This is a genomic window from Nitrosomonas oligotropha (assembly GCF_900106555.1).
Classification (GTDB): domain Bacteria; phylum Pseudomonadota; class Gammaproteobacteria; order Burkholderiales; family Nitrosomonadaceae; genus Nitrosomonas; species Nitrosomonas oligotropha_A.
In genome coordinates, this window is record NZ_FNOE01000010.1 from 1 (window position 1) to 20,813 (window position 20,813).

21 protein-coding genes and 1 pseudogene are annotated in these 20,813 nt (G+C 46.2%); 12 read left to right on the forward strand and 10 right to left on the reverse strand.

Annotated elements, in window-relative coordinates; genetic code table 11:
* The 5 genes from BLU57_RS07020 to BLU57_RS07040 form a co-directional block, all read left to right on the forward strand.
* A partial coding sequence (locus BLU57_RS07020) for a type IV secretory system conjugative DNA transfer family protein (RefSeq protein WP_090318372.1) occupies nucleotides 1-1,716 on the forward strand: 1,716 nt, incomplete at its 5' end.
* 29 nt (nucleotides 1,717-1,745) lie between these two features.
* On the forward strand, nucleotides 1,746-2,285 hold the full coding sequence (gene traF, locus BLU57_RS07025) for a conjugative transfer signal peptidase TraF (protein ID WP_090318655.1): 540 nt from the start codon (nucleotides 1,746-1,748) through the stop codon (nucleotides 2,283-2,285).
* An 18-nt stretch (nucleotides 2,286-2,303) separates the two neighbouring features.
* The gene (locus tag BLU57_RS07030) at nucleotides 2,304-2,516 is read left to right on the forward strand and encodes a conjugal transfer protein TraD (protein WP_090318375.1); all 213 of its coding nucleotides are present in this window, start codon (nucleotides 2,304-2,306) and stop codon (nucleotides 2,514-2,516) included.
* Nucleotides 2,513-5,356, forward strand: a complete 2,844-nt coding sequence (locus BLU57_RS07035) for a zincin-like metallopeptidase domain-containing protein (RefSeq protein ID WP_090318378.1) — start codon at nucleotides 2,513-2,515, stop codon at nucleotides 5,354-5,356. Before BLU57_RS07030 ends, BLU57_RS07035 begins: the two co-directional genes overlap by 4 nt.
* Nucleotides 5,357-5,371: 15 nt before the next feature.
* Nucleotides 5,372-6,496 carry a JAB domain-containing protein gene (locus BLU57_RS07040; RefSeq protein ID WP_090318381.1) on the forward strand — a complete coding sequence of 375 codons (1,125 nt, stop codon included), beginning with the start codon at nucleotides 5,372-5,374 and terminating at the stop codon, nucleotides 6,494-6,496.
* 344 nt (nucleotides 6,497-6,840) lie between these two features.
* Here BLU57_RS07040 and BLU57_RS07045 read toward each other — a convergent pair whose 3' ends face one another.
* Complete coding sequence (locus tag BLU57_RS07045; protein ID WP_086558077.1) at nucleotides 6,841-7,509, reverse strand: IS1595-like element ISNol1 family transposase; 669 nt, start codon at nucleotides 7,507-7,509, stop codon at nucleotides 6,841-6,843.
* A gap of 393 nt (nucleotides 7,510-7,902) precedes the next feature.
* Between BLU57_RS07045 and BLU57_RS07050 the strand changes: the two genes are divergently transcribed.
* Together BLU57_RS07050 and BLU57_RS16510 are read left to right on the forward strand one after the other, a co-directional pair.
* Complete coding sequence (locus BLU57_RS07050) at nucleotides 7,903-8,427, forward strand: aspartate carbamoyltransferase (RefSeq protein WP_090318384.1); 525 nt, start codon at nucleotides 7,903-7,905, stop codon at nucleotides 8,425-8,427.
* A 94-nt stretch (nucleotides 8,428-8,521) separates the two neighbouring features.
* On the forward strand, nucleotides 8,522-8,749 hold the full coding sequence (locus tag BLU57_RS16510) for a GDCCVxC domain-containing (seleno)protein (RefSeq protein ID WP_090318387.1): 228 nt from the start codon (nucleotides 8,522-8,524) through the stop codon (nucleotides 8,747-8,749).
* Nucleotides 8,750-8,860: 111 nt separating this feature from the next.
* Here BLU57_RS16510 and arsA read toward each other — a convergent pair whose 3' ends face one another.
* The 6 genes and pseudogenes from arsA to BLU57_RS07085 form a co-directional block, all read right to left on the reverse strand.
* Nucleotides 8,861-10,630 carry an arsenical pump-driving ATPase gene (gene arsA, locus BLU57_RS07060; protein WP_090318658.1) on the reverse strand — a complete coding sequence of 590 codons (1,770 nt, stop codon included), beginning with the start codon at nucleotides 10,628-10,630 and terminating at the stop codon, nucleotides 8,861-8,863.
* A gap of 26 nt (nucleotides 10,631-10,656) precedes the next feature.
* Nucleotides 10,657-11,007 (reverse strand): arsenite efflux transporter metallochaperone ArsD, encoded by a 351-nt coding sequence (gene arsD / locus BLU57_RS07065; RefSeq protein ID WP_090318390.1) that lies wholly within the window; start codon nucleotides 11,005-11,007, stop codon nucleotides 10,657-10,659.
* A 77-nt stretch (nucleotides 11,008-11,084) separates the two neighbouring features.
* Nucleotides 11,085-12,370 (reverse strand): annotated as a pseudogene (locus BLU57_RS07070) (arsenic transporter).
* A 39-nt stretch (nucleotides 12,371-12,409) separates the two neighbouring features.
* Complete coding sequence (locus tag BLU57_RS07075; RefSeq protein ID WP_090318393.1) at nucleotides 12,410-12,907, reverse strand: arsenate reductase ArsC; 498 nt, start codon at nucleotides 12,905-12,907, stop codon at nucleotides 12,410-12,412.
* A 2-nt stretch (nucleotides 12,908-12,909) separates the two neighbouring features.
* Nucleotides 12,910-13,329 (reverse strand): ArsI/CadI family heavy metal resistance metalloenzyme, encoded by a 420-nt coding sequence (locus BLU57_RS07080; RefSeq protein ID WP_090318395.1) that lies wholly within the window; start codon nucleotides 13,327-13,329, stop codon nucleotides 12,910-12,912.
* Between the two features lie 25 nt (nucleotides 13,330-13,354).
* On the reverse strand, nucleotides 13,355-13,684 hold the full coding sequence (locus tag BLU57_RS07085) for an ArsR/SmtB family transcription factor (RefSeq protein WP_090318397.1): 330 nt from the start codon (nucleotides 13,682-13,684) through the stop codon (nucleotides 13,355-13,357).
* 344 nt (nucleotides 13,685-14,028) lie between these two features.
* On the opposite strand from BLU57_RS07085, the gene BLU57_RS07090 reads away from it, so the two are divergent.
* The 3 genes from BLU57_RS07090 to BLU57_RS07100 are packed head-to-tail and all read left to right on the forward strand — an operon-like array spanning nucleotide 14,029 to nucleotide 15,201.
* Nucleotides 14,029-14,235 (forward strand): hypothetical protein, encoded by a 207-nt coding sequence (locus BLU57_RS07090; RefSeq protein ID WP_090318399.1) that lies wholly within the window; start codon nucleotides 14,029-14,031, stop codon nucleotides 14,233-14,235.
* Nucleotides 14,236-14,254: 19 nt separating this feature from the next.
* Nucleotides 14,255-14,575 (forward strand): DsrE family protein, encoded by a 321-nt coding sequence (locus BLU57_RS07095; protein ID WP_090318401.1) that lies wholly within the window; start codon nucleotides 14,255-14,257, stop codon nucleotides 14,573-14,575.
* An 11-nt stretch (nucleotides 14,576-14,586) separates the two neighbouring features.
* Nucleotides 14,587-15,201 carry a class I SAM-dependent methyltransferase gene (locus BLU57_RS07100; protein ID WP_090318403.1) on the forward strand — a complete coding sequence of 205 codons (615 nt, stop codon included), beginning with the start codon at nucleotides 14,587-14,589 and terminating at the stop codon, nucleotides 15,199-15,201.
* 73 nt (nucleotides 15,202-15,274) lie between these two features.
* Here the strand turns inward: BLU57_RS07100 and BLU57_RS07105 are convergent, their stop codons facing one another.
* Nucleotides 15,275-16,273, reverse strand: coding sequence for an arsenic resistance protein (locus BLU57_RS07105; RefSeq protein WP_090318405.1), 999 nt, complete (start codon nucleotides 16,271-16,273; stop codon nucleotides 15,275-15,277).
* A 197-nt stretch (nucleotides 16,274-16,470) separates the two neighbouring features.
* Between BLU57_RS07105 and BLU57_RS07110 the strand changes: the two genes are divergently transcribed.
* Both BLU57_RS07110 and BLU57_RS16515 read left to right on the forward strand, forming a co-directional pair.
* Nucleotides 16,471-17,397 carry a cation diffusion facilitator family transporter gene (locus BLU57_RS07110; protein ID WP_090318408.1) on the forward strand — a complete coding sequence of 309 codons (927 nt, stop codon included), beginning with the start codon at nucleotides 16,471-16,473 and terminating at the stop codon, nucleotides 17,395-17,397.
* Nucleotides 17,398-17,497: 100 nt separating this feature from the next.
* A complete protein-coding gene (locus BLU57_RS16515) occupies nucleotides 17,498-17,725 on the forward strand; it encodes a GDCCVxC domain-containing (seleno)protein (protein WP_090318410.1) in 228 nt (75 codons plus the stop codon).
* Between the two features lie 362 nt (nucleotides 17,726-18,087).
* On the opposite strand, the gene BLU57_RS07120 is transcribed toward BLU57_RS16515, so the two are convergent.
* Entirely contained in the window at nucleotides 18,088-18,444 is a 357-nt protein-coding gene (locus BLU57_RS07120; protein ID WP_090318413.1) for a hypothetical protein, read from the reverse strand.
* A gap of 140 nt (nucleotides 18,445-18,584) precedes the next feature.
* Nucleotides 18,585-20,792, reverse strand: a complete 2,208-nt coding sequence (locus tag BLU57_RS07125; protein ID WP_090318416.1) for a copper-transporting P-type ATPase — start codon at nucleotides 20,790-20,792, stop codon at nucleotides 18,585-18,587.
* Nucleotides 20,793-20,813 lie beyond the last annotated feature (21 nt).

Sequence of the window (20,813 nt, forward strand, 5' to 3'; positions counted from 1 at the left end):
TTCAATTACCAGCCGCAATTAGGCGCGCACTTTTTTAACATTTATGAATCCTGGGCAATTCTGCTATGGGCAAATAAATGGTATGGCGAGTATTCGGGCATCTTCGATCTAGCGGCAGGTTTCGGCATTTTATTTTCCAGTATCGGCTTGATATTGGTGCTGGTCACTAAAATGGTATTGGCCAATTCATCCCGAACCAATCAGGGATTGCATGGTTCAGCCAGATGGGCAAATAAGCAGGACATTGTAGCCGCAGGACTACTGCCAACCATCAAGAATAGCAAAAGTAACAATAACGATGCCGTTTATATCGGCGGCTGGCGGGATAATTCCGGCAAAACCCACTATCTGAAACACAGTGGCCCGGAACATGTGCTGTGTTATGCCCCAACCCGCTCTGGCAAGGGTGTCAGTCTGGTTATACCGACCCTGCTTTCTTGGACTCAGAGTGCAGTCATTACTGATCTCAAAGGTGAGTTATGGGCATTGACCTCCGGTTGGAGAAAGCATCATGCCAAAAACAAGGTGCTGCGCTTTGATCCAGCTTCAACCAGTAGCGCGCATTGGAATCCGCTGGACGAAATCCAGATTGGCAGTGGTACCGAAGTCGCCGATGTTCAAAACCTGACTACGTTAATCGTTGATCCGGATGGTAAAGGATTACAAACCCACTGGCAGAAAACCAGCCAGGCATTGCTGGTGGGTGTCATTTTGCATGTTTTGTACAAATCACAGCGAGAAGGAATCCCCGCCACATTATCCACAGTAGACTCCATGCTATCTGATCCAGATCGCGATATCAGGGAGCTTTGGATGGAAATGGCCATGCAGGATTATCTGGATGGCAAGAACCATCCCGTGATTGCAGCGAGTGCGCGAGACATGCTGGATCGCCCGGAAGAAGAAGCAGGTTCCGTGCTTTCAACTGCAAAATCCTATCTATCCTTGTACCGCGACCCGATCGTTGCCAACAATATCAGCACATCGGATTTTACAATCCGCGACCTCATGCACCATGAGAGTCCCGTCAGTTTGTATATTGTGTCGCATCCCAATGACAAATCGCGGTTGCGCCCTTTAATCCGCATTCTGATCAATATGATCATCAGAAAGCTGGCCGATAGAATCACGTTTAAAGACGGTCAACCAGCTGCGCATTACAAACACAAGTTGCTATTGATGCTGGACGAATTCCCAAGCTTAGGAAAACTTGAAATATTTCAGGAATCACTCGCGTTTATCGCAGGCTATGGCATGAAGGCCTATCTGATCTGCCAGGACTTAAATCAGCTTAAAAGCCGCGAGACCGGCTACGGACATGATGAGGCGATCACTTCCAACTGTCATATCCAGACCGCATTTGCACCCAACCGGATTGAAACAGCTGAACATTTATCCAAACTGACCGGGCAAACCACGGTCATCAAAGAACAGATTACCACCAGTGGACGCCGCTCATCAATGATGCATGGACATGTCACCCGTACCCTGCAGGAGACGCAGCGCGCGTTATTAACGCCGGATGAATGTATGCGACTGCCCGGTCCCATGAAAGATGCTGAAGGCAAGATCACCAAACCTGGCGACATGATTATTTATGTGGCCGGATTCCCCGCAATCTATGGCACACAGCCTTTGTATTTCCAGGATGAAACCTTTACGGCACGGGCACAGGTCAATCCCCCAAGCTTTAGCGATAAATTAACCGGACTGTGAGATACCTCGAGCGCATGAAAACCAACTTCATGAAAAAAAATATCAAAATCCTGGGTGTTTTGATTCTGACCCTAAGCGTTAGCGTATTTGTGCTGAGTATTGGATTACGTGTCAGCGGGATTTATATAAATACCACACCCAGCTTGCCAGTGGGTTTTTACAAAGTCGTTGATGAACCAATTGCCAGCGGTGCTTATGTCGCTTTCTGCCCACCACAGAATGCGGTTTTTGATATGGCTAGGGATCGATCCTACATCAACCGAGGAGATTGTCCGGGCGGTTACGGTTTGTTGCTGAAACGGGTGTTTGCACAATCCGGAGATACGGTTTCCATCGATCAGGCTGGCATCTTTGTGAATGGTGAACACTTACCCAACAGCGCCCAGTTAGCAGCAGATGCTGAGGGTCAACCATTGCCGCAATATCGGCTTAAAGCTGTGCTCAATGATTCCGAGTACCTGCTGCTATCCAATGTGAACCCACAATCCTTTGATGCGCGCTATTTCGGGTTGATTGCGCGTGATCAGATTCAACAGGTTATATACCCTTTATTTACCTGGAGTCATTAGCCAACAGGAGTAAGCGCCATGAATAGAACGGACGATGAAACTCAATCAAAAAATCCTGACATTCAAGATCAGGTGATCAAGGAAAAACTACTCGATGCAGAATTACCGGGCTTCCAGGCTGAATTTAATCCCTTAGAAGCCGAAAGGCTGGGTGCATTCAAAGAAGATGCCTTAAGTGAACAAGATGCGCTGGATAGCAGCATCGATCATGCAGCGGAGGATGAACAATGAAAGATTCTAAAAAAGCTTTTCATGAACAAGTCGCCGAGAATCTGATTGAGCAACTCAAGAAAGGCGTTGCGCCCTGGCAAAAGCCGTGGGAACCCGGTGATTTGCTGGCCATATTACCCGTGAATCCAACAACCGGCAAACGCTACCGGGGCATTAATAGCCTGAACCTGATGAGTCTTGCGTATACGGATCCGCGTTGGCTCACGTACAAGCAAGCGATAAGCCTGGGTGCGCAAGTGCGTAAAGGTGAAAAAAGCACGCTCGTTCAATACTGGAAATTCACCGATGAACACATCAAAAAAGATGATAGCGGGAATCCTGTTTTAAATAGTGAAGGCAATCCCATTAAAGAGCAGATCAGGCTGGAGCGCCCCAGGGTGTTCTACGCCTCCGTATTTAATGCGGAACAAATGGATAATCTGCCGGAACTTAGCATTAAAGCCCCTGACTGGGATCCGCTGGAGCGTGCTGAGCACATCTTACAAGCATCCCATGCCGTGATCCGTCATGGCGAGGCAGATCGCGCATTTTACCGGCCATCAACCGACAGTATCCACTTGCCCCATAAACACCAATTTCCGACACCGGATCGCTATTACGCAACCGCCCTGCATGAACTGGGCCACTGGACCGGTCATGAATTGCGCTTAAACCGAGATCTCTCGCATCCATTTGGTAGCGAAGGTTACGGCCGCGAAGAACTACGCGCTGAGATTGCCAGCATGCTGCTCAGTGGTGAATTGGGTATTGGTCATGATCCGGGGCAGCATGTGGCTTATGTGAGTTCATGGATCAAAGCGCTACAGGAAGATCCCACAGAAATATTTCGTGCTGCCGCTGATGCTGAAAAAATCCAGGATTATATACTGGCATTGTCACAACAACAGGAAATGGCACAGGAAGTTGATACAGAGGAGACAATCAAGATGGATCAAATCAAGCAAAACACTGCCACTTATTTGCAGAATCTCTCACCTGATCTGGCCACCATCGCATCCCACAATATCAAACGGTTTAATGATCTGACACAAGCTATGTCAAAAAAGGATCAGGGTGCCATCATTCTGGTGGCCGATGCACTCAAGTCTGTGAGAAATGGGAGTATTGATAATCTGGAGTTTGAAGAGGTAGCAGAAGACAAACTGGGTTTTAGAATCCCGGCTGACTGGAATGGACAGATGCAGATTCAGGGTAATGCGATACAAACCGATGAAAATGGTATTGAGTCTATAGTATCCGCTGATTCAATAAACACGGAGCCACAATTCTGGGGCGTGTATACGCAGCGTGATGATCAGAATTTCCAATGGGTGAAAGACTGTGAATCCAAACAAGAAGCGCAAGATTTAACCAATCTGCTTGCACTCATAGATGTCGCTGCAGAACAAAATGAACATGAAAAGGCCGCCAAGCTTGCCCACATCAATGAAAATCGCATTCGAAATGATCCAAATACCACTGATGTATCGATATTGGGAGCCAAGACCGAGCAAAACGATGACAATGCTCGTCAATATTTGATTGTTCCTTATACGGAAAAAGATTTGGCAAAGGCTGCTGGAGCTCGTTGGGACAAAACCGCCCGTGCCTGGTACGTAGGGTCAGAAGCAGATATCCAAACATTGCAACGTTGGCTGCCTGAGAACGTTTCCAGACAGCAGGAACCGGCTATCGATCCTGTGAGTGAATTTGCTGACTTGCTGCGCGCTCAAGGTTGTTTGGTTGATGGCAATCATCCGGTGATGGATGGCAGCAAAAACAGAATTAAAGTTGAGGGTGATAAGTCCGGTGAGAAATCAGGTTTTTATGTGGCGCATCTGGATGGTCATCCTGCCGGATATTTCAAGAATAATCGAACTGGTATAGAAATTCGCTGGAAGGCTAAGGGGTATTCGTTAACGGGTGCACAAAAAGCAGAGCTTGTGCTACAGGCCGCTATCAAGCAGCAAAACAGAAAAGCCGAACAACAGGCATTGCACATCAAGGTTGCTGATGCAATTAAAGAATTGCTAGCGATCGCACTGGTTGCTGATTCCGAACATCCTTATTTGAAGGATAAGCACGCCAGACCGGGAGATTTGAGAATCGTGCCGCAGAATGCGGATGATTTATCCCATGACTCAATCATCAAAATTGGTCAAAACTGGCAGGAAGTCAAAGCACTGCGCGAAGTATACCCTGACAGTTTGGTATTTACCGCCGGTGATTTGTTGCTGGCCGCACAAGATATTGATGATCAGATCTGGAGTGTGCAAACGATACAACCCAGTGGTGCAAAGCTTTTTGCATCTGGAAGTAGAAAGGAGAATAACTTTCATGTCGTGGGAAATAACGGTCAGGGATTGGAAGCAGCCATTAATACAGCACCTACCATTGTGATTGCTGAAGGCTATGCCACCGCAGACACGCTATCCCAGGCGCTGGATTATCCTGTCATAGCCGCATTTGATTCAGGTAACTTGCCCAAAGTAGCTAAGGATTTGCATGAAAAGTATCCACATAAGCCCATTATTATTGCCGGAGATGATGATCATCATCTGGCATCAACCCTTGGCAAAAACCCCGGCAAGGAAAAGGCGCTTGAAGCAGCAAGTTTTGTTGATGGTGTGGCGGTATTTCCAGTTTTTGCACCTAATGAGCAGATATCAAAGAAATTAAATGATTTTAATGATCTGGCCAATAAAAGCATGCTGGGTATTGAGGCCGTCAAACGTCAGATTGGATCGGTTGTTGAAAAAATATCTCAGCAGGCTAAACAGGACAGCTTATTGAGGTTACAAGTCCCTATTGAACCTAAGCAGCAGGAAATCAAGCAAAAACGTATTGGTCAGGTAATCTGATAAGGAGGCCGCAAGATGCGCGATAATATGCTGAAGATTCCAGGAAACCCATCCAATCCTGATGAAGGTGATCTTTATGAAAAAATTGAGACTCGTCCCGGCACTACAAAAAAACAAAAGGAAGCAAGGCGAGGTGCTTATACAGAACTGCTCGAAGCTCATGCTCGATGGGCAGGTGGCAGCATACTGGGTTGTGATTTCCCGAAAGACTTCCGAGAAAAAGGAGGAACTACCTTCCTGAATCAGTCCATCAAGTCAGGCTATGATCTGGCAGTGATGGCGCAAATATTACGCGATCCGCGCTATGAAACGCTGAGAATATTTTATACCCGTATGAATCGCATCGTTCATCATACGGCTGTGAGTTCCAGATTACCGGGCGCAGTTTATCTGGAAAAGATTGGGCATGACAAACATGATCTAGGTATTTTGGTAGAAAAGACTAAACGTCATGTTAAAGCTGATGGTTACTGGTTATTGCATAACCATCCATCGGGTAATGCTACGCCATCGAGTCAGGATATCAGGCTCACAGAAATAATCGCATCATTTGTTCCGAGTTTCAAAGGTCATGTCGTTATCAATACCAGTCAATACAGTGTTATTGATAATGACGGTCATGTCGATTTTGTGAATTGGATGGGTAATCTGGCAGGTGGTTATCAGAATAACCACTATAAAAGTCATGAGCTGCTTTTGGAGAAAATAGCCTCACCGGAGGATCTGGCAAAGATAGGCCATGCTTTAAAAAATCGGGATCAGTTTTTTAACTTGATAGGACTCAGCGCAACAGGTTTTGTATTATCGTTAAGTGAATTACCACTAACTGTACTGATTCGTCCTCAAAATCTACTTCTGGCGCGACTACAAAATTTTGCACGCAATTCCGGCGTCAATACCATATTTGCCATCACGAATGTTAATGATTACAGACATCCCGTATTATTGAAAGCATGTGAAGCTGGTATATTAAAAGATGTATTGGCGGTGGACGGTTTTGATTATCGTTCATTGCGTGAAGAAGGGTTATTTGCATCAATATCTGGCGAGATAAGCGCCATTCTTAGGAAGCCCAGAACATTTGTGAAGGAAGATGGCGGATTGGGCAAATACACAAGAGGCAGAGGACGCAGTAGGTAGCAGACAGGATCTTGCAGAAATTTTTGTCGCCACGTCACTTCCGGTTTCTTGACAAATGGCGGTATCGATAGCCCCACTTGCTTCATCAGTTACTTCTCATGCGGCGGTCTCAATCTAATGGCTATTTTACATCTAGCTGGGTTTTTTCAGATTTTCCCTAAGAATACGGGATACGGGTATTTTGATCGTCCACATTTTGCATCAACGCATGGATTTCATACGACACATATCATCTTAAAAAAGAACTAACTGTGACATAATCCTAAAAATCTCAGTTGGAATTTGTGATAAAAACGGTAAGAGCATTGTACAGTCAATATTTATTAGGCTCTAGACTAGCAAAGTTAATAATATCTGATGATTTGCCATAGTTCATTAGCAAGTGCATCAGGTTGTTTTTTCCAACGCCATTCAGATTCTTTTAAATGCAGCTCAAAGTTAACCGACACACCGTTAAACTTTGCCAACCGCCGCTTGGTAAAACTCCAAAACGATTCAATACCGTTAATATGGCAATGCCCATCCCGCGCAAATTCATTATCACCATGGGATACACGAAAATGCTTGGAGTATCCTACATCTACCAAACCATTATAACCACGCCAGCCATCACTATAGATGACACTTTCAATGGATACTTTACCCAGTATTACCGCTTGTAAGGTCAAGCGCTTACAGTCCGGTACTATTTCGGTGTATACCCTGCCATCTCGCTCAAACACACCAAATACAGGCTGTTTTAATGTCCCGCGACCGCGTTTGAGTTTCCCATGATAACCTCGATGCCGTTTCGCACCAAAATAGCTTTCATCAACTTCCACTTTGCCTAACAGCTTGTCTTTAAGGGCAGTCTGATGGCTATAGATTACTTGCCTGAAAATGCCATACCAACGATTAATCGTGTTACGATTTTTACCTAACAGCAGAGCTGTTTTGCTGGCAGGTATATCAATGCAAAAGCATTGAATTATTTTTCTAATGTAATAATCACTTAATTTACTGTTTCTTAACATCTTGCTAAACTAACAGATCGTGTCTGCTAGTCTAGAGCCTTTATTATTATAGAGTCGGCAATTAAATAGTGCGGTTTGTCATGGCGGAGAAGGCCAGAATACGGAGATACTAGTCAATCTTTTTAATGGCCGGATCAATAAGAACATTAACTGCACCTCAGTTGATTTAATCAAGCTGGAAGCTATATGTAACAATACTTTCAGCCAATTCTGGCTAATTTATCAAAATCTCACCTGCTTACTGATACCATAAATCTTTCAAAAAGCCTTAATCTATGGGATTCTTGAGCGACCTAGGTGACTTCAACTGAGAATCTAGGATAATGTGGAGCATGGCCTTAGTTGCACTCTTGAACACGAGCCACTTCACAAACTGAGTAACGGAGAAATAAAATGAACAAACTGTTTATTCCATCTTTCTTGCTGGCTTTATTTATTGCAACGCCTGTTCATGCGGTAGAAAAAGCGGATGAACAGCGTCTTGATGAAGTTGCTGAACGTGGTTCGCATGTTATGCCGTTTGATTTGGAGAAAACTACGCATATTTTTTCCAAAACAGACACTGGAGGAATTCAACAGGTTATTGCGAAGGATAAATCTGATACTGAACAAATCAACCTGATACGATCACATTTATCTGCTATTGCTAAAGAATTTAAACAAGGCAATTTTTCAAATCCAGAAAAAATTCACGGCACAACGATGCCTGGGTTAGCAGAATTGAAAGCAGCTAAAGTGGGTCAAATTAATATTGTGTATAAGGAATTGTCAGACGGAGCAGAAATTACTTATTCCACTCATATTGAAAAACTTAAACTTGCTATTCACCAGTGGTTTGATGCCCAATTAAGTGATCATGCGCGCCATGCCGTGCCAGGAGGACATCATCATGACTCTATTCATCATAATCATAAGTAAATAAGTTGGTTACTCTACCTCTTACAGTGATGTGGTTGCTGCGTCGTAGCTTTTTCAACGAAGTATCAGTCAAAATCGTTGAATAGGGTTCTTCATGAGCGCTGTCATTCTTGAATCCACGCTGACTTGCCCCGTTTGCAGCCACACCAAAACTGAGATCATGCCAACGGATGCGTGTCAGTGGTTCTATGAATGCGAGCAGTGTCACACTGTGCTCAAGCCGAAGCCGGGTGACTGCTGTGTTTACTGTTCCTACGGCACGGTTCCATGCCCGCCAATTCAAGAGCACGGCAAAAACAGCGGCGATTGTTGTGACGGTTAGGCCATGAGCTATACGGCAGCCTCACAAACCAGCAGCTTCAGCATCTTGTTTAACCACTTATCTGATGGGTTGTTTGGTAAATCTTATCGACACTTATCTATACATGCTCGGTTATTGGCTACTTCTGGACAATTCCAATAACTTCTCGATGCCCACGGGCTCTTCTTGGAGTAATGGCACGACGGCATAAAGCTTTGCATACATGGTGGATACTGTCTTTATATCAGCAAGTTCATTACTAGCGCGCTGACACAATAAGGGAGAGTGGGCAGTTGTTGCAGCAACGCTGTTATTGATGATCCATGCCCACGGTTCAATACCTGCCCGGCGCAAATCTGCTTGAAGATTAGCAGCTTCCAGTACGGGTGTCGTTTCCGCCAATGTTACCAGCAGTATTTTGGTTTGCTTAGGGTTTTGCAGTTGCATCATCGGCGTATTGTAGTGCACGATGGAAGGATCCATTTGTTTGGCAATTTCGCGATGATAGGCGCCGGTGGCATCCAGCAACAATAGTGTATGCCCGGTGGGTGCGGTATCCATCACCACGAATTGCTTTCCCGCTTCGTGGATAATACGCGAGAATGCCTGAAATACCGCAATTTCTTCGGTGCAAGGTGAACGTAAATCTTCTTCCAGCAATGCTCTGCCTTGCGCATCCAGATGCGAGCCCTTGGTTTCCAGAACACGCTGCCGGTAGCGCTCGGTTTCCGCGTGCGGATCAATCCGGTCAACCAGCAGATTGCCCATAGCACCGCTGAGTGTTTCGCTTAAATGTGCCGCGGGGTCTGAAGTGGTTAAATGGACGGGAAGGCCCCGATGCGCAAGATTGACCGCGATGGCCGCAGCCAGCGTGGTTTTGCCAACACCGCCTTTTCCCATCAACATGATCAAACCGCAGCCATCCTTGGCAATCTCATTCGTTAGCTTGGATAAGCTGGGGAATGGAATGGCAGGGTGGCTTGATTTATTTTCACCATCGACAGGTAGATCATCAACCAATAGTTTCCGCAAGGCTGTCAATCCGACCAGGTTAAACGGTTTCAGTAAAATATGATCGCAAGGCAATTGGCTGAGGACTTCCGGTATGGCGGCCAAAGCGTTTTGCTCACGTTTGAAAATTGCGGTTGCCAGTGGATCCTGTGCTGTTTCTGCTTGTGGAAACAATCCATTAATGACTAGAAATTGTTTCGTCAAACCAATGGCTGCCAATTCTTCATGTGTGCGCGCTACTTCGCGTAACGTGGCTTGTTGCGCGCGGGCCACCAATACCAGCCGGGTGCGTTGCGAATCGGCGAGGGCATCCACTGCTGCCTTGTATTGTGCGCGTTGTTTTTCCAAGCCGGCCAGCGGGCCAAGACAGGACGCGTCGCCTTTGCCTTCCGCAAGAAAATCACTCCATGCGCCGGGCAGTTGCAGCAACCGTATGGTGTGACCGGTCGGGGCGGTGTCAAAAATAATATGATCGTAATCCGTTGTCAGCGCCGAATCGACCAACAAAGCGGTGAATTCATCGAAAGCGGCAATTTCAGTCGTGCATGCACCGGATAGTTGCTCTTCGATACCTTTGACCACCGTGTCCGGCAATACACCGCGCACCGGATTGACAATGCGATCACGATAGACTTGCGCTGCTGCTTGCGGGTCGATTTCCAGAGCGGCTAATCCGGGCACTGCTGTAATCGAGGTAACCTTGTTGCCAATCGTCATGCCGAACACCTGACCCACGTTGGAAGCCGGATCGGTGCTGACCAGCAATACCCGCTGACCGGCATCGGCCAGCGTTATCGCCGTAGCGCAAGCCAACGACGTTTTCCCGACACCGCCCTTGCCAGTAAAGAACAGAAATCGCGGCGGTTGATCGAGGAATTTGAGTTGCGTCATGTAGTTGGTTCGGGTTCGGGTTTGCGTTAGCAACAGCCGCCGCAACAACTGGATTCTTCGATTTCTTCCTCCACAGCAACGCCAGTCCAGCGCGCCAGTTCACCGCGATTTGGATAGCGGCCTGCCAATGCCACTTCGCCATCTATGAGAACCAATGGCAGCGCTTCAGCACCGGAGCGTTCCAAGAATGCTTTCACTGTAGAGTTATCTGCAAAAGCCATCGGTTGTTGCGCCAGATTAAAGCGCTCAATGGCAGCACCTTGTTGTTTGGCCCAGTCGACATCAGCGGAAAAGTTGATTAATTCACGATCAGCATCGGCACCGCAAACGCCTGAGCTACAACATAAGGCAGGGTCAAATATCTGTATGGTGGTCATTTTGATTCTCCATGAGTAAAGTTAATAAAGTTGATGCAATTTGTTTTGTACGGTTATTGTGCTTTTTGGTGGTAATCTCACCGAATATTAAGCCACATAGCGAGAGTAGCCAGCGTGACGAGCAATACCGGAACCGTCAACACAATCCCCACCTGGAAATAATATCTCCAAGTGATAACCGTATTTTTCCGCGCTAGTACATGCAGCCATAACAAGGTTGCCAGACTGCCAATCGGTGTGATTTTCGGCCCCAGATCGCAACCGATCACATTGGCGTAAATCATGGCTTCCTTGATTGTTCCGGTTGCGTTTGTTGCATCGATCGACAACGCGCCGATCAGTACCGTGGGCATATTGTTCATGATAGACGATAAGAAAGCAGCCAGAAAACCGGTGCCAAGTGTTGCTCCCCATAAGCCATAACTGGCGAAGACATCAAGCAGGCCGGTAATGTACCCGGTCAAGCCTTCATTACGCAAACCATACACCACTAAATACATGCCCAGTGAAAAAATAACGATTTGCCACGGCGCTTCGCGTACCACCCTACGCGTGTTAATCACATGACCACGCGCCGCCACCGCGAGTAGTATGAGTGAGCCAGTGGCAGCCACAAGGCTGATGGGCACACCCAAAGATTCGAGGCCAAAAAAGCCGATCAGCAGCAAGCCAACACCACCCAGCCAGCACGGAACGTTGCTGGATCGCTTATTGCTTCATTGGGTACCTTCAGTTGACCGACATCATAGTGCGCCGGAATACTGCGGCGAAAATAGAAAGTGAGTACTCCCAAGCTACCCGCTATTGAAGCAATATTGACCGGAATCATCACTGAAGCATATTCGGCAAACCCAATCTTGAAATAATCAGCCGAGACGATGTTCACCAAATTAGATACCACTAACGGCAAGCTGGCCGTATCGGCAATAAAACCCGCCGCCATGACGAAAGCGAGCGTAGCAGCCGGGCTAAGCCCAAGTGCCAGTAGCATCGCCATCACAATCGGCGTTAGAATTAAAGCTGCGCCATCGTTGGCAAACAACACTGCAACCGCCGCGCCCAGTAATACAATGTAGGTAAATAATAAATACCCATTGCCGCGACCCCAACGCGCCACATGCAATGCTGCCCACTCAAAAAATCCCGCTTCATCAAGCAATAAACTGATAATGATGATGGCAATGAAAGCTGCTGTCGCATTCCAGACAATATTCCACACCACCGGAATGTCACTGAGCTGAATCACGCCCAGCAGTAGTGCTGCGGTAGCGCCAAGTAGAGCACTCCAACCAATACCAAGGCCGCGCGGCTGCCAGATGACCAGCACGAGCGTTACGATGAAAATCAGTAGAGCAATCAGCATGTCAATGGTTCACGGTGTTTGAATTTCTGCTTGTTGCTGTCACTTTGATTGTGACGGCTTGAATTTCAAAATGCCGATGTAGTCCAGTTTTGTCCTAAAAGCGGAAGGATTTTGCTGCAAATCATCGAGTGGCAGCGATAAAAAAGTCTCGATACCCTCACGCAAGGTTTGATAAGCCAGCACGAATGCCGTGTTGATTTCTTCTTCGGTTCCCGTCGCTTCAGCGGGATCATCGACATCCCAATGCGAGCGCAGTGCGGGCCCGAGATACGCCGGACAGGTTTCTCCGGCGGCGTTGCCGCACACAGTGATTACAATATCCGGTGTAGCTGGTAAGTTATCCCACGATTTACTGCAAAGCCCTTCGGTTGCGATACCTTCGCGTTCAAGCAAAGCAAGCGAACGCGGATGGACCTGGCCGGTCGGTTTACTGCCCGCGCTCATCGCTTGCCAACCTTTGGGTGCCAGATGATTAAAAGTAGCTTCCGCGAGAATAGAGCGGCAGGAATTTCCGGTGCAAAGAAATAGTACATTCATGATCAGGCTGCGCAACAGGTTTCGGTTTTAGTGGGAATGGCGGTATCCTGTCCAAATACCGGAATTGAGGCTAGCGAATGAAATGCCTCCCAGGCGATGCCTTGCGGATCAACTGTCCAGTATTTATTTGATGATGCGTAGCAGCATTGTGCATTCTGTTGTTCCACAGCAGGCAAACCGGCTTGCGTCAAACGTTGATTTACTTCGGTTAAGGCATCGTCAGAATCAACCTGGATTCCCACATGATCCAAACCCGGCTTTGCACCTCGCGCCGATATGGCGAAATTGATATACGGATCATCCAGCATCCATTTTGCGTAATCCGATTTGCTGACGGATGGTTCGACACCGAATAGTGCTGAGTAAAAGCGGATATTATCCTGTAGGTTATTGACGGCAATATGGACATGAAAGCGTTTCATCATTGTCTCCTTCGTTAAGTTATATTTAGCTGTTTTTTTCATCGCAGCAAACTTCAACATTGCCGCAGGGTGTACCGGCGCAACAGTTCTCGGTGAGATAACCTATTAATGCATTCATGGTTGTAAAATTTGCCGAATAATAAATGAAGCGGCTTTCCTGCCGGGCAATCACCAGCTCCGCGTGAGTCAATTCTTTCAGATGAAAAGACAGCGTTGCATTGGGAATGCACAATTCCTTGGCAAGCTGACCGGCCGGAACGCCGGATTCGCCAGCCTGAACCAGCATTCGGAATATCGTGAGACGAGTCTCATGGGCCAGGGCGGCAAGCGCTTTAATTGCAATACTCATTTCCATGTTTCCAATATATTAGAAATTATAATTGACGTCAACCCTCTTTGATTTGATTAATCGTTAATTCATCAGGACCAATCTTAGAAATTTCTCATAAGTAGTTGATAGAATAGCTATTGCCATTTGATGCGCTAAATATAACCATATAAAATAACTGTATTGCAATTGTATGTGCAGAACATAAAGTTTCTGTTTTCTGTGCGACATATCAAAAGGCAGTTGTACACAGATTTTATTTTATCTAGAAATTTCTATCTAATATGCCCTGGATTCTTATGTGGGATTGTTGCTCGGTTCAAGAATAATGAATTATTAGGCAGCAATTATCTTGTCTGGAATCTCGTAAGATGGAAAGGACATCTTGTAAACTGCTGTCATCACCATACAAAGTTGCCAAGGTGCATACCCTACAAAGAAATCTCACAGTTCATGCTGTATTTCATCGCCAACCCGGCATGGGTGCCGCGGCTCTTGAGTTCGCTTTGCTGACATTTTTGATAAAGGGAATGATTGAAGAGTGCAAAAAATATCAAACTATTTCAGAGCTTTCCTAATGGAATTGAAGGGGATTAAATGAAACTCGCAATTATCATTTATTCGAATGACCCGGAAACAGTATGGAACGCCTTCCGACTTGGAATTTTCTCCCGCAAGCAGGGAGATACTGTTTCAGTCTTTTTGCTCGGAAAAGGTGTGGAGGTAGAATCTCTTGATAGGGACAAGTTTGATATTACCGGACAGATTCACAGTTTTTTGGATATAGGTGGTGCAATTCTAGCTTGCGGAACCTGTCTTAAGCTTCGTCAGCCTGAAGAGTTAGGAATATGTCCGATATCAACGATGCAGGATTTATATACGCTGATTCACGATTCAGATAAGGTATTGAGCTTTTAGGAAAATTTACGATGGATAATAAGCAATATTGGGAACAGATATATACTATCAAGAAATCTGACTCAGTCAGTTGGTTTCAGGAACACGCTGACCAGTCTCTGCGACTAATCCATAATACAAGACTCGGTAAAGATGCGGCCATTATTGATGTGGGAGGGGGAACTTCCAGACTGGTGGATGACCTTGTGGCCGAGGGCTATACTGATTTGACAGTATTTTATCTGTCATCAACTGCACTTGCTGTTGCAAGGCAGCGTTTGGGGAAACATGCGGATATTGTTCACTGGATAGAAGGCGATATTACCCGTGCAAAGTTTCCCCTGAACCGGTTCGACATTTGGCATGATCGTGCAGTGTTCCATTTTTTGACTGATCCGGCAGATCGCCATGCTTATGTCGAGCGTGTCTTAAGTTCGGTTCGGCCAGGCGGACATGTGATTGTTGCCACTTTTGCCGAAGATGGGCCAGAAAAATGCAGCGGCCTGCCCGTGATGCGATACCAACCTGAAGCCTTACATGCGGTATTTGGAGATACTTTTCAGCTGGTCGAACATGAAAAAGAGGCACACCACACGCCGTTTGGCACAGTTCAGCAGTTTGTTTATTGCTATTGCCGCAAGAGGTAGTAAGTGCTAATTCCTCGAATATTTTCAGAGTGCATAATCTTTCCCGGATAGAAGCACAACTTATTTATCCTGACTACTTCTTTTTGCTAAATGTTTTTGATATCTCTAAACTTTTAGACTCTTGAAATATCATCGCAGGCACCAAGCGTATATAAATCAACTCACCGACCAGTTCCACCAGCGTTTGAGTAACGATTACGACAGATGCCAAAATCCAGCCGTCCGGTAAAGCCAGCGCTAAAGGCAGAACCACCAACGAGTTTCGCGTTCCGGCGCTAAAAACGAGTGCTCGTCCTGCCTGTGTTTCCAGGCGAAACGCATATGCCGTCAAGCGAGCAAGAAACGGTATGATAGCCATGAAAGCAACATAAACTGGCACGACTTGTCTTACAACTGGGAGGTACTCTTCTATTCTGCCAATTTGAGATGCTACAACGAGAAGTAATGTAATCGCCATAAAGGGCACTGGAAGCCACGCCGTGATTTCAAGCCAGATGGCACCGCTACGCTGACGCTTTGCCCAAAACTCAGTTGATAAGGCAAGCCCTAGAGGGAAAATAATCAATACAAGAAAAGCTTCCAGAAACGGCTCAGCACTCATGACTTGTGCGGCTTGCTCTCCCATGAAAAGCCATAGATACACGGGCAAAAGGAGCATCTGAACAAGCAGTAACAAAGGCGTGGAAGCAAGCACGAGTCGAGCATTGCCACGACCAAGGTGGGTAAATACGACAACGTAATCAATACAAGGTGTTAACAGAACCAGATATACTCCGAGTAACAGTGGCGGGTGCTCCGGTAAAAGAAGCGACAAAAACCAAACTACGATGGGTACGATGATGAAATTGATCATCAATAGCGCAGCTGTAAACCGCTTATTCGCGAACGCCTCGCGCAGTTGAAGAAAAGGGATTTGCGCAAACATGCTATAAAGCAATAATGCAAGCATGGGGGAAATCAAATACTCCAGGCTTGCGCCAAAGCTAGGATTCCATAACCCAAGCCCCGTCCCGACGGCCAAGGCCACAGCGTATAGCCCTATCTGATTTTCTTCCAGTTGTTCTCTGCGCATAGTATTTCCTTAAAATACAAACCGTCATGGGTCAGCGAAAAATTTGTGCCATAATTTGGCACAGCGTTTTATTTCAATGATTCTGATCATGTTGACATAACCATTGTAATTCAGTCTACGAATCTCCGATCAGTTCCATATAATTTTAGTTAATCCGCTATTTTTAGAAATTCACATGTCGGAAAGAAAACCTATATATGGCACATAACCACTCCCACGATCATGATCATGATCATAGCCACGCTCCCAAAAACTTTGATCGCGCATTCGCAATTGGAATTGCGCTAAATGTAGGTTTCGTTGTGGTTGAAGTTATTTTTGGTTTATTTTCAAATTCTCTCGCGCTGTTGGCAGATGCAGGCCATAACCTCAGCGATGTGTTGAGTTTATTATTCGCGTGGGGCGCAAGCATCTTAGTACGCAAGTTACCAACACAGCGGCACACTTACGGTTTGCGCCGCACCTCGATTTTGGCTGCATTGATTAATGCGCTAGTTTTGCTTGTTGCTGTCGGCGCTATCGCCTGGGAAGCCATTCTCAGATTTGGCCATCCCGAGGCAGTGGCAAGTGATACAGTCATTTGGGTGGCGTCAGTTGGCATAGTCATTAATGGGTTCACGGCATGGCTGTTCATGTCCGGCCAAAAACAAGACATGAATATTCGCGGTGCGTATTTGCATATGATGGCTGACGCAGCTATTTCTCTTGGCGTCCTCTTGGCAGCTATTGCCATAAAATTCACGGACTGGTTGTGGTTGGACTCAGTCGTGAGTCTTATTGTCGCCGTAATTATTGGTATTGGCACTTGGAGTTTGCTCCGTGAATCGCTAAACCTTGCTCTTGATGCTGTGCCAGCAAATATTCATCCGGCCAAAGTTGAGGCTTACCTCGCTGGTCTTCCAGGAATTGAAGCAGTTCACGACCTACATATCTGGGCAATGAGCACGACGGAAATTGCGCTAACCGTGCATTTAATCAAGCCGGATGCAGTCATTGATGATTTGCTATTGGTTCAAATTAATAATGAATTGCGTGAGCTGTTTGGAATACAGCATACCACTGTCCAATTTGAGCGTGGAAATACATCTCATCCCTGTAAGCAAGCACCAGCAGAAGTGGTTTAAAGTAGAAATGAGTAACTTTTGTTTTATCATCACAACAAATAATCATTCGAGAGCTCCACAGGTTTTGTAAACTTAATAATTACGTGACAAATATACATAAATGAATACGATACAGTTGCAATCGACTATTACTTGCTCGAACTGTGGAACTCAAAAATTGGAGATGATGCCGACCAATGTTTGTCAATTCTTTTATGAATGTGAATCTTGTCACCATTTATTGAAGCCTAAAGCGGGACATTGCTGTGTTTACTGTTCTTATGGCAATGTCCCATGTCCACCGATTCAACTGTCCGATAGCAATTCTTCTTGCTGTACAGATTCTTGAATCACCAAGCTTGACTCTTTAAATAAGTTTGTGGATAGAGACGATCACACAAAGCCAGAAAGATGAGTGGATCAGGCCATTATGGCTTGGGAGAACATTAACTGTAATTAAAAAATTACCTTTTGCTCCGATATGAAGGATTCTGAATACTGGAGCTTTTATGTGCTACGTATGCGACAATAAGAACGAATACCCACAACATGATTCACGAAAACGTTCATTCCTGAAATTGACGATAGCCTTTGCGCTGGGTTTGGCTATTAGTGGTGCAGGTATTATCTTCAGTGTGGAAGAAATTCTTTCGGGCGCATAGCTTTCACGCCGAATGGCGGCACACAATTTATGGAGGTAAAGCAAAAGAATTATTTAATTGCTTCGGCCATCTTACGATGGGAATCAGCTAAATTCATATTTTCTATTGTAGCTTGCTCATAAGTATGAATCAAAGCCCGACACATTGATTCCATATCTAAATCGCGCTGACCATAATACTGTCTTTGGGCTTTATATTGCGCCAGCATTTTCTTATGTTCTTCTACTTTTGACTGCATATCTTTTGCAGTATCTTCATAATGTTCAGCAATCCAATTATGATCCCGAGAAGTTTTGGCAGACTCGATTATTTGAGTCATATCCATCTGATAAGGCCCCAGATCTGCGCAGGAAGTCAGAAATCCTAACAAGCCAAAAACAACTAACGAAAAAATTGAAATTCTCACAGTTATATATCCTTACTAATTAGGATCAATTAACACCCTATCAAAAGTAGTATATATCATCATACCTTACAGTACAGCATGAAATTTAGTAGCACAAGTAAATGAAAAATAAAAATTAATATCCAAAAATTTCCTAGTAATCATAGTCTTGTACGATTAAGCCTCAACGCGTTAGTAACAACCGATACCGAACTCATTGCCATGGCAGCACCGGCAAACATGGGTGAAAGTAAAAAGCCAAAAGCCGGGTACAACACACCGGCAGCAAGCGGAATTCCAAAGGCGTTATAGCCGAATGCAAAAGCAAGGTTTTGGTGAATGTTACGCATGGTGGCGTGCGACAGCAGGATAGCGCGCTCAATACCGCGCAAATCCCCTTTTACGAGCGTAATACTTGCGCTTTCCATTGCAACATCAGTGCCTGTACCCATCGCTATACCGACATCGGCTTGCGCTAGCGCAGGCGCATCATTGATGCCATCACCCGCCATTGCAACCTTGCGGCCTTCGGCTTGCAAACGCTTTACATGCCCAGTCTTGTCTTCGGGAAGCACTTCGGCCAGCACTTCATCAATCCCTAGATGCCGAGCTATTGCATTGGCTGTGTGCTGTGAATCTCCGGTCAGCATCACAATTCTAATGCCCAAATGTTTGAGCGTTGCGATAGCTTCGGGCGTGTTTTCCTTAATGGGATCAGCAACTGCTGCGATTCCAACGGGAATGCCATCCACGGCGAAGAACACTACTGTTTTGGCTTCAGTGCGTAAAGCTTCTGCTTGATGATGCCAAGATTGAGTATCCACGCCATGTTGCGCGAGAAAGTTGTGATTGCCAACGAGCACGCGCTCGCCATCAATATCTGCTTGTACGCCAAGGCCATTGATTGCGTCGAAAGATTTTGCTGGACGCAGAGTCAAGCCACGTGCTTTTGCATTCTCTACAATTGCAAGACCAATCGGGTGCTCCGAAAGTTGTTCCACACTTGCGATCAGCGCGAGCGCCTCATCATCCGCAATACCCTTGACGATAAAATTTGTTAGTACCGGACGCCCGAGTGTCAGCGTGCCAGTTTTGTCTATCACTAAGGTATCAATATCCCGCATGCGTTCGATCGCCTCGGCATTGCGAAACAGGATACCCATCCGAGCGCCTTGTCCCATCGCGACGGTGATTGAAATAGGTGTGGCAAGACCGACCGCACAAGGACAGGCGATGATGAGAACAGCAATGGCATTAAGAAATGCATAAGTGAATTTTGGCTCGGGGCCTAGAAACCACCATGCTAGTGCAGTGATTATTGCGATGGCGATAACGATCTGAACAAAGTAAGCGGCGATAATATCCGCAAGCCGCTGGATAGGCGCGCGCGTGCGTTGGGCTTCTCCGACCATATGGACGATACGTGCCAGCAACGTGTCTGCGCCGACGTGTTCAGCGCGGATAATCAATGAGCCATTACTATTCAGGGTTGCACCAGTGATCTTATCGCCCGGTGCTTTAGCTACCGACATAGGCTCACCGGTAATCATTGATTCGTCAACTCTGCTCATCCCCTCAAGTACTGTACCATCGACAGGAATTTTTTCTCCAGGTTTTACGCGTAGCCTGTCACCTACAACAATTACATCAAGCGGTACTTGTTCCTCCGTGCCGTCATCGCGCATGCGCCAAGCTTGGTTGGGTGCAAGCCTCAACAATTGTTGAATTGCCCGGCTTGTTTGACCCATCGCACGCGACTGAAGGTAATCGCCAAGTATCACAAGTGTTACGATAACTGCTGCTGCCTCAAAATAAGTGCCCACCGCACCGTCGTGCGCGTGAAACTCCTGTGGAAACCAATCAGGCATAAGTACTGCGGCCAGACTGAAGAAATAGGCACATCCGACTCCGAGTCCGATTAGCGTATACATATTAAGCGCACGGTGTACGAGTGAGAGCCAGAACTTACGCAAGATAGGCCAACCAACCCACAGCACTACTGGCGTACCCAGCAGGAATTCGATCCAACCACGTAAACGAGGTTGAAGGCCGAATGGTTCATTTAGACCAATCATGGGCATCATTGTGAGAGCAATCAGTGGAAGCGACAAAGCAATGCCAATCCACAACCGTCGCGTGAGATCGCGAAGCTCGGAATTATCCGATTCGCCCATATTCGTATTTGTAATAGGTATCAGAGCCATACCGCAGATCGGGCAGTCTCCCGGTGCATTCCGCAAGATTTCCGGGTGCATTGGACATGTCCATTTATCTTCATCCGCTGCTAGCGGCGCATCTGGAGGTTTGGAGTTTATTTGCCGATGATCATCAGTATGTGACGGATGTGAATCGTTTAAATCTGAATTCATTTTGACCCTCCCATAAATCAT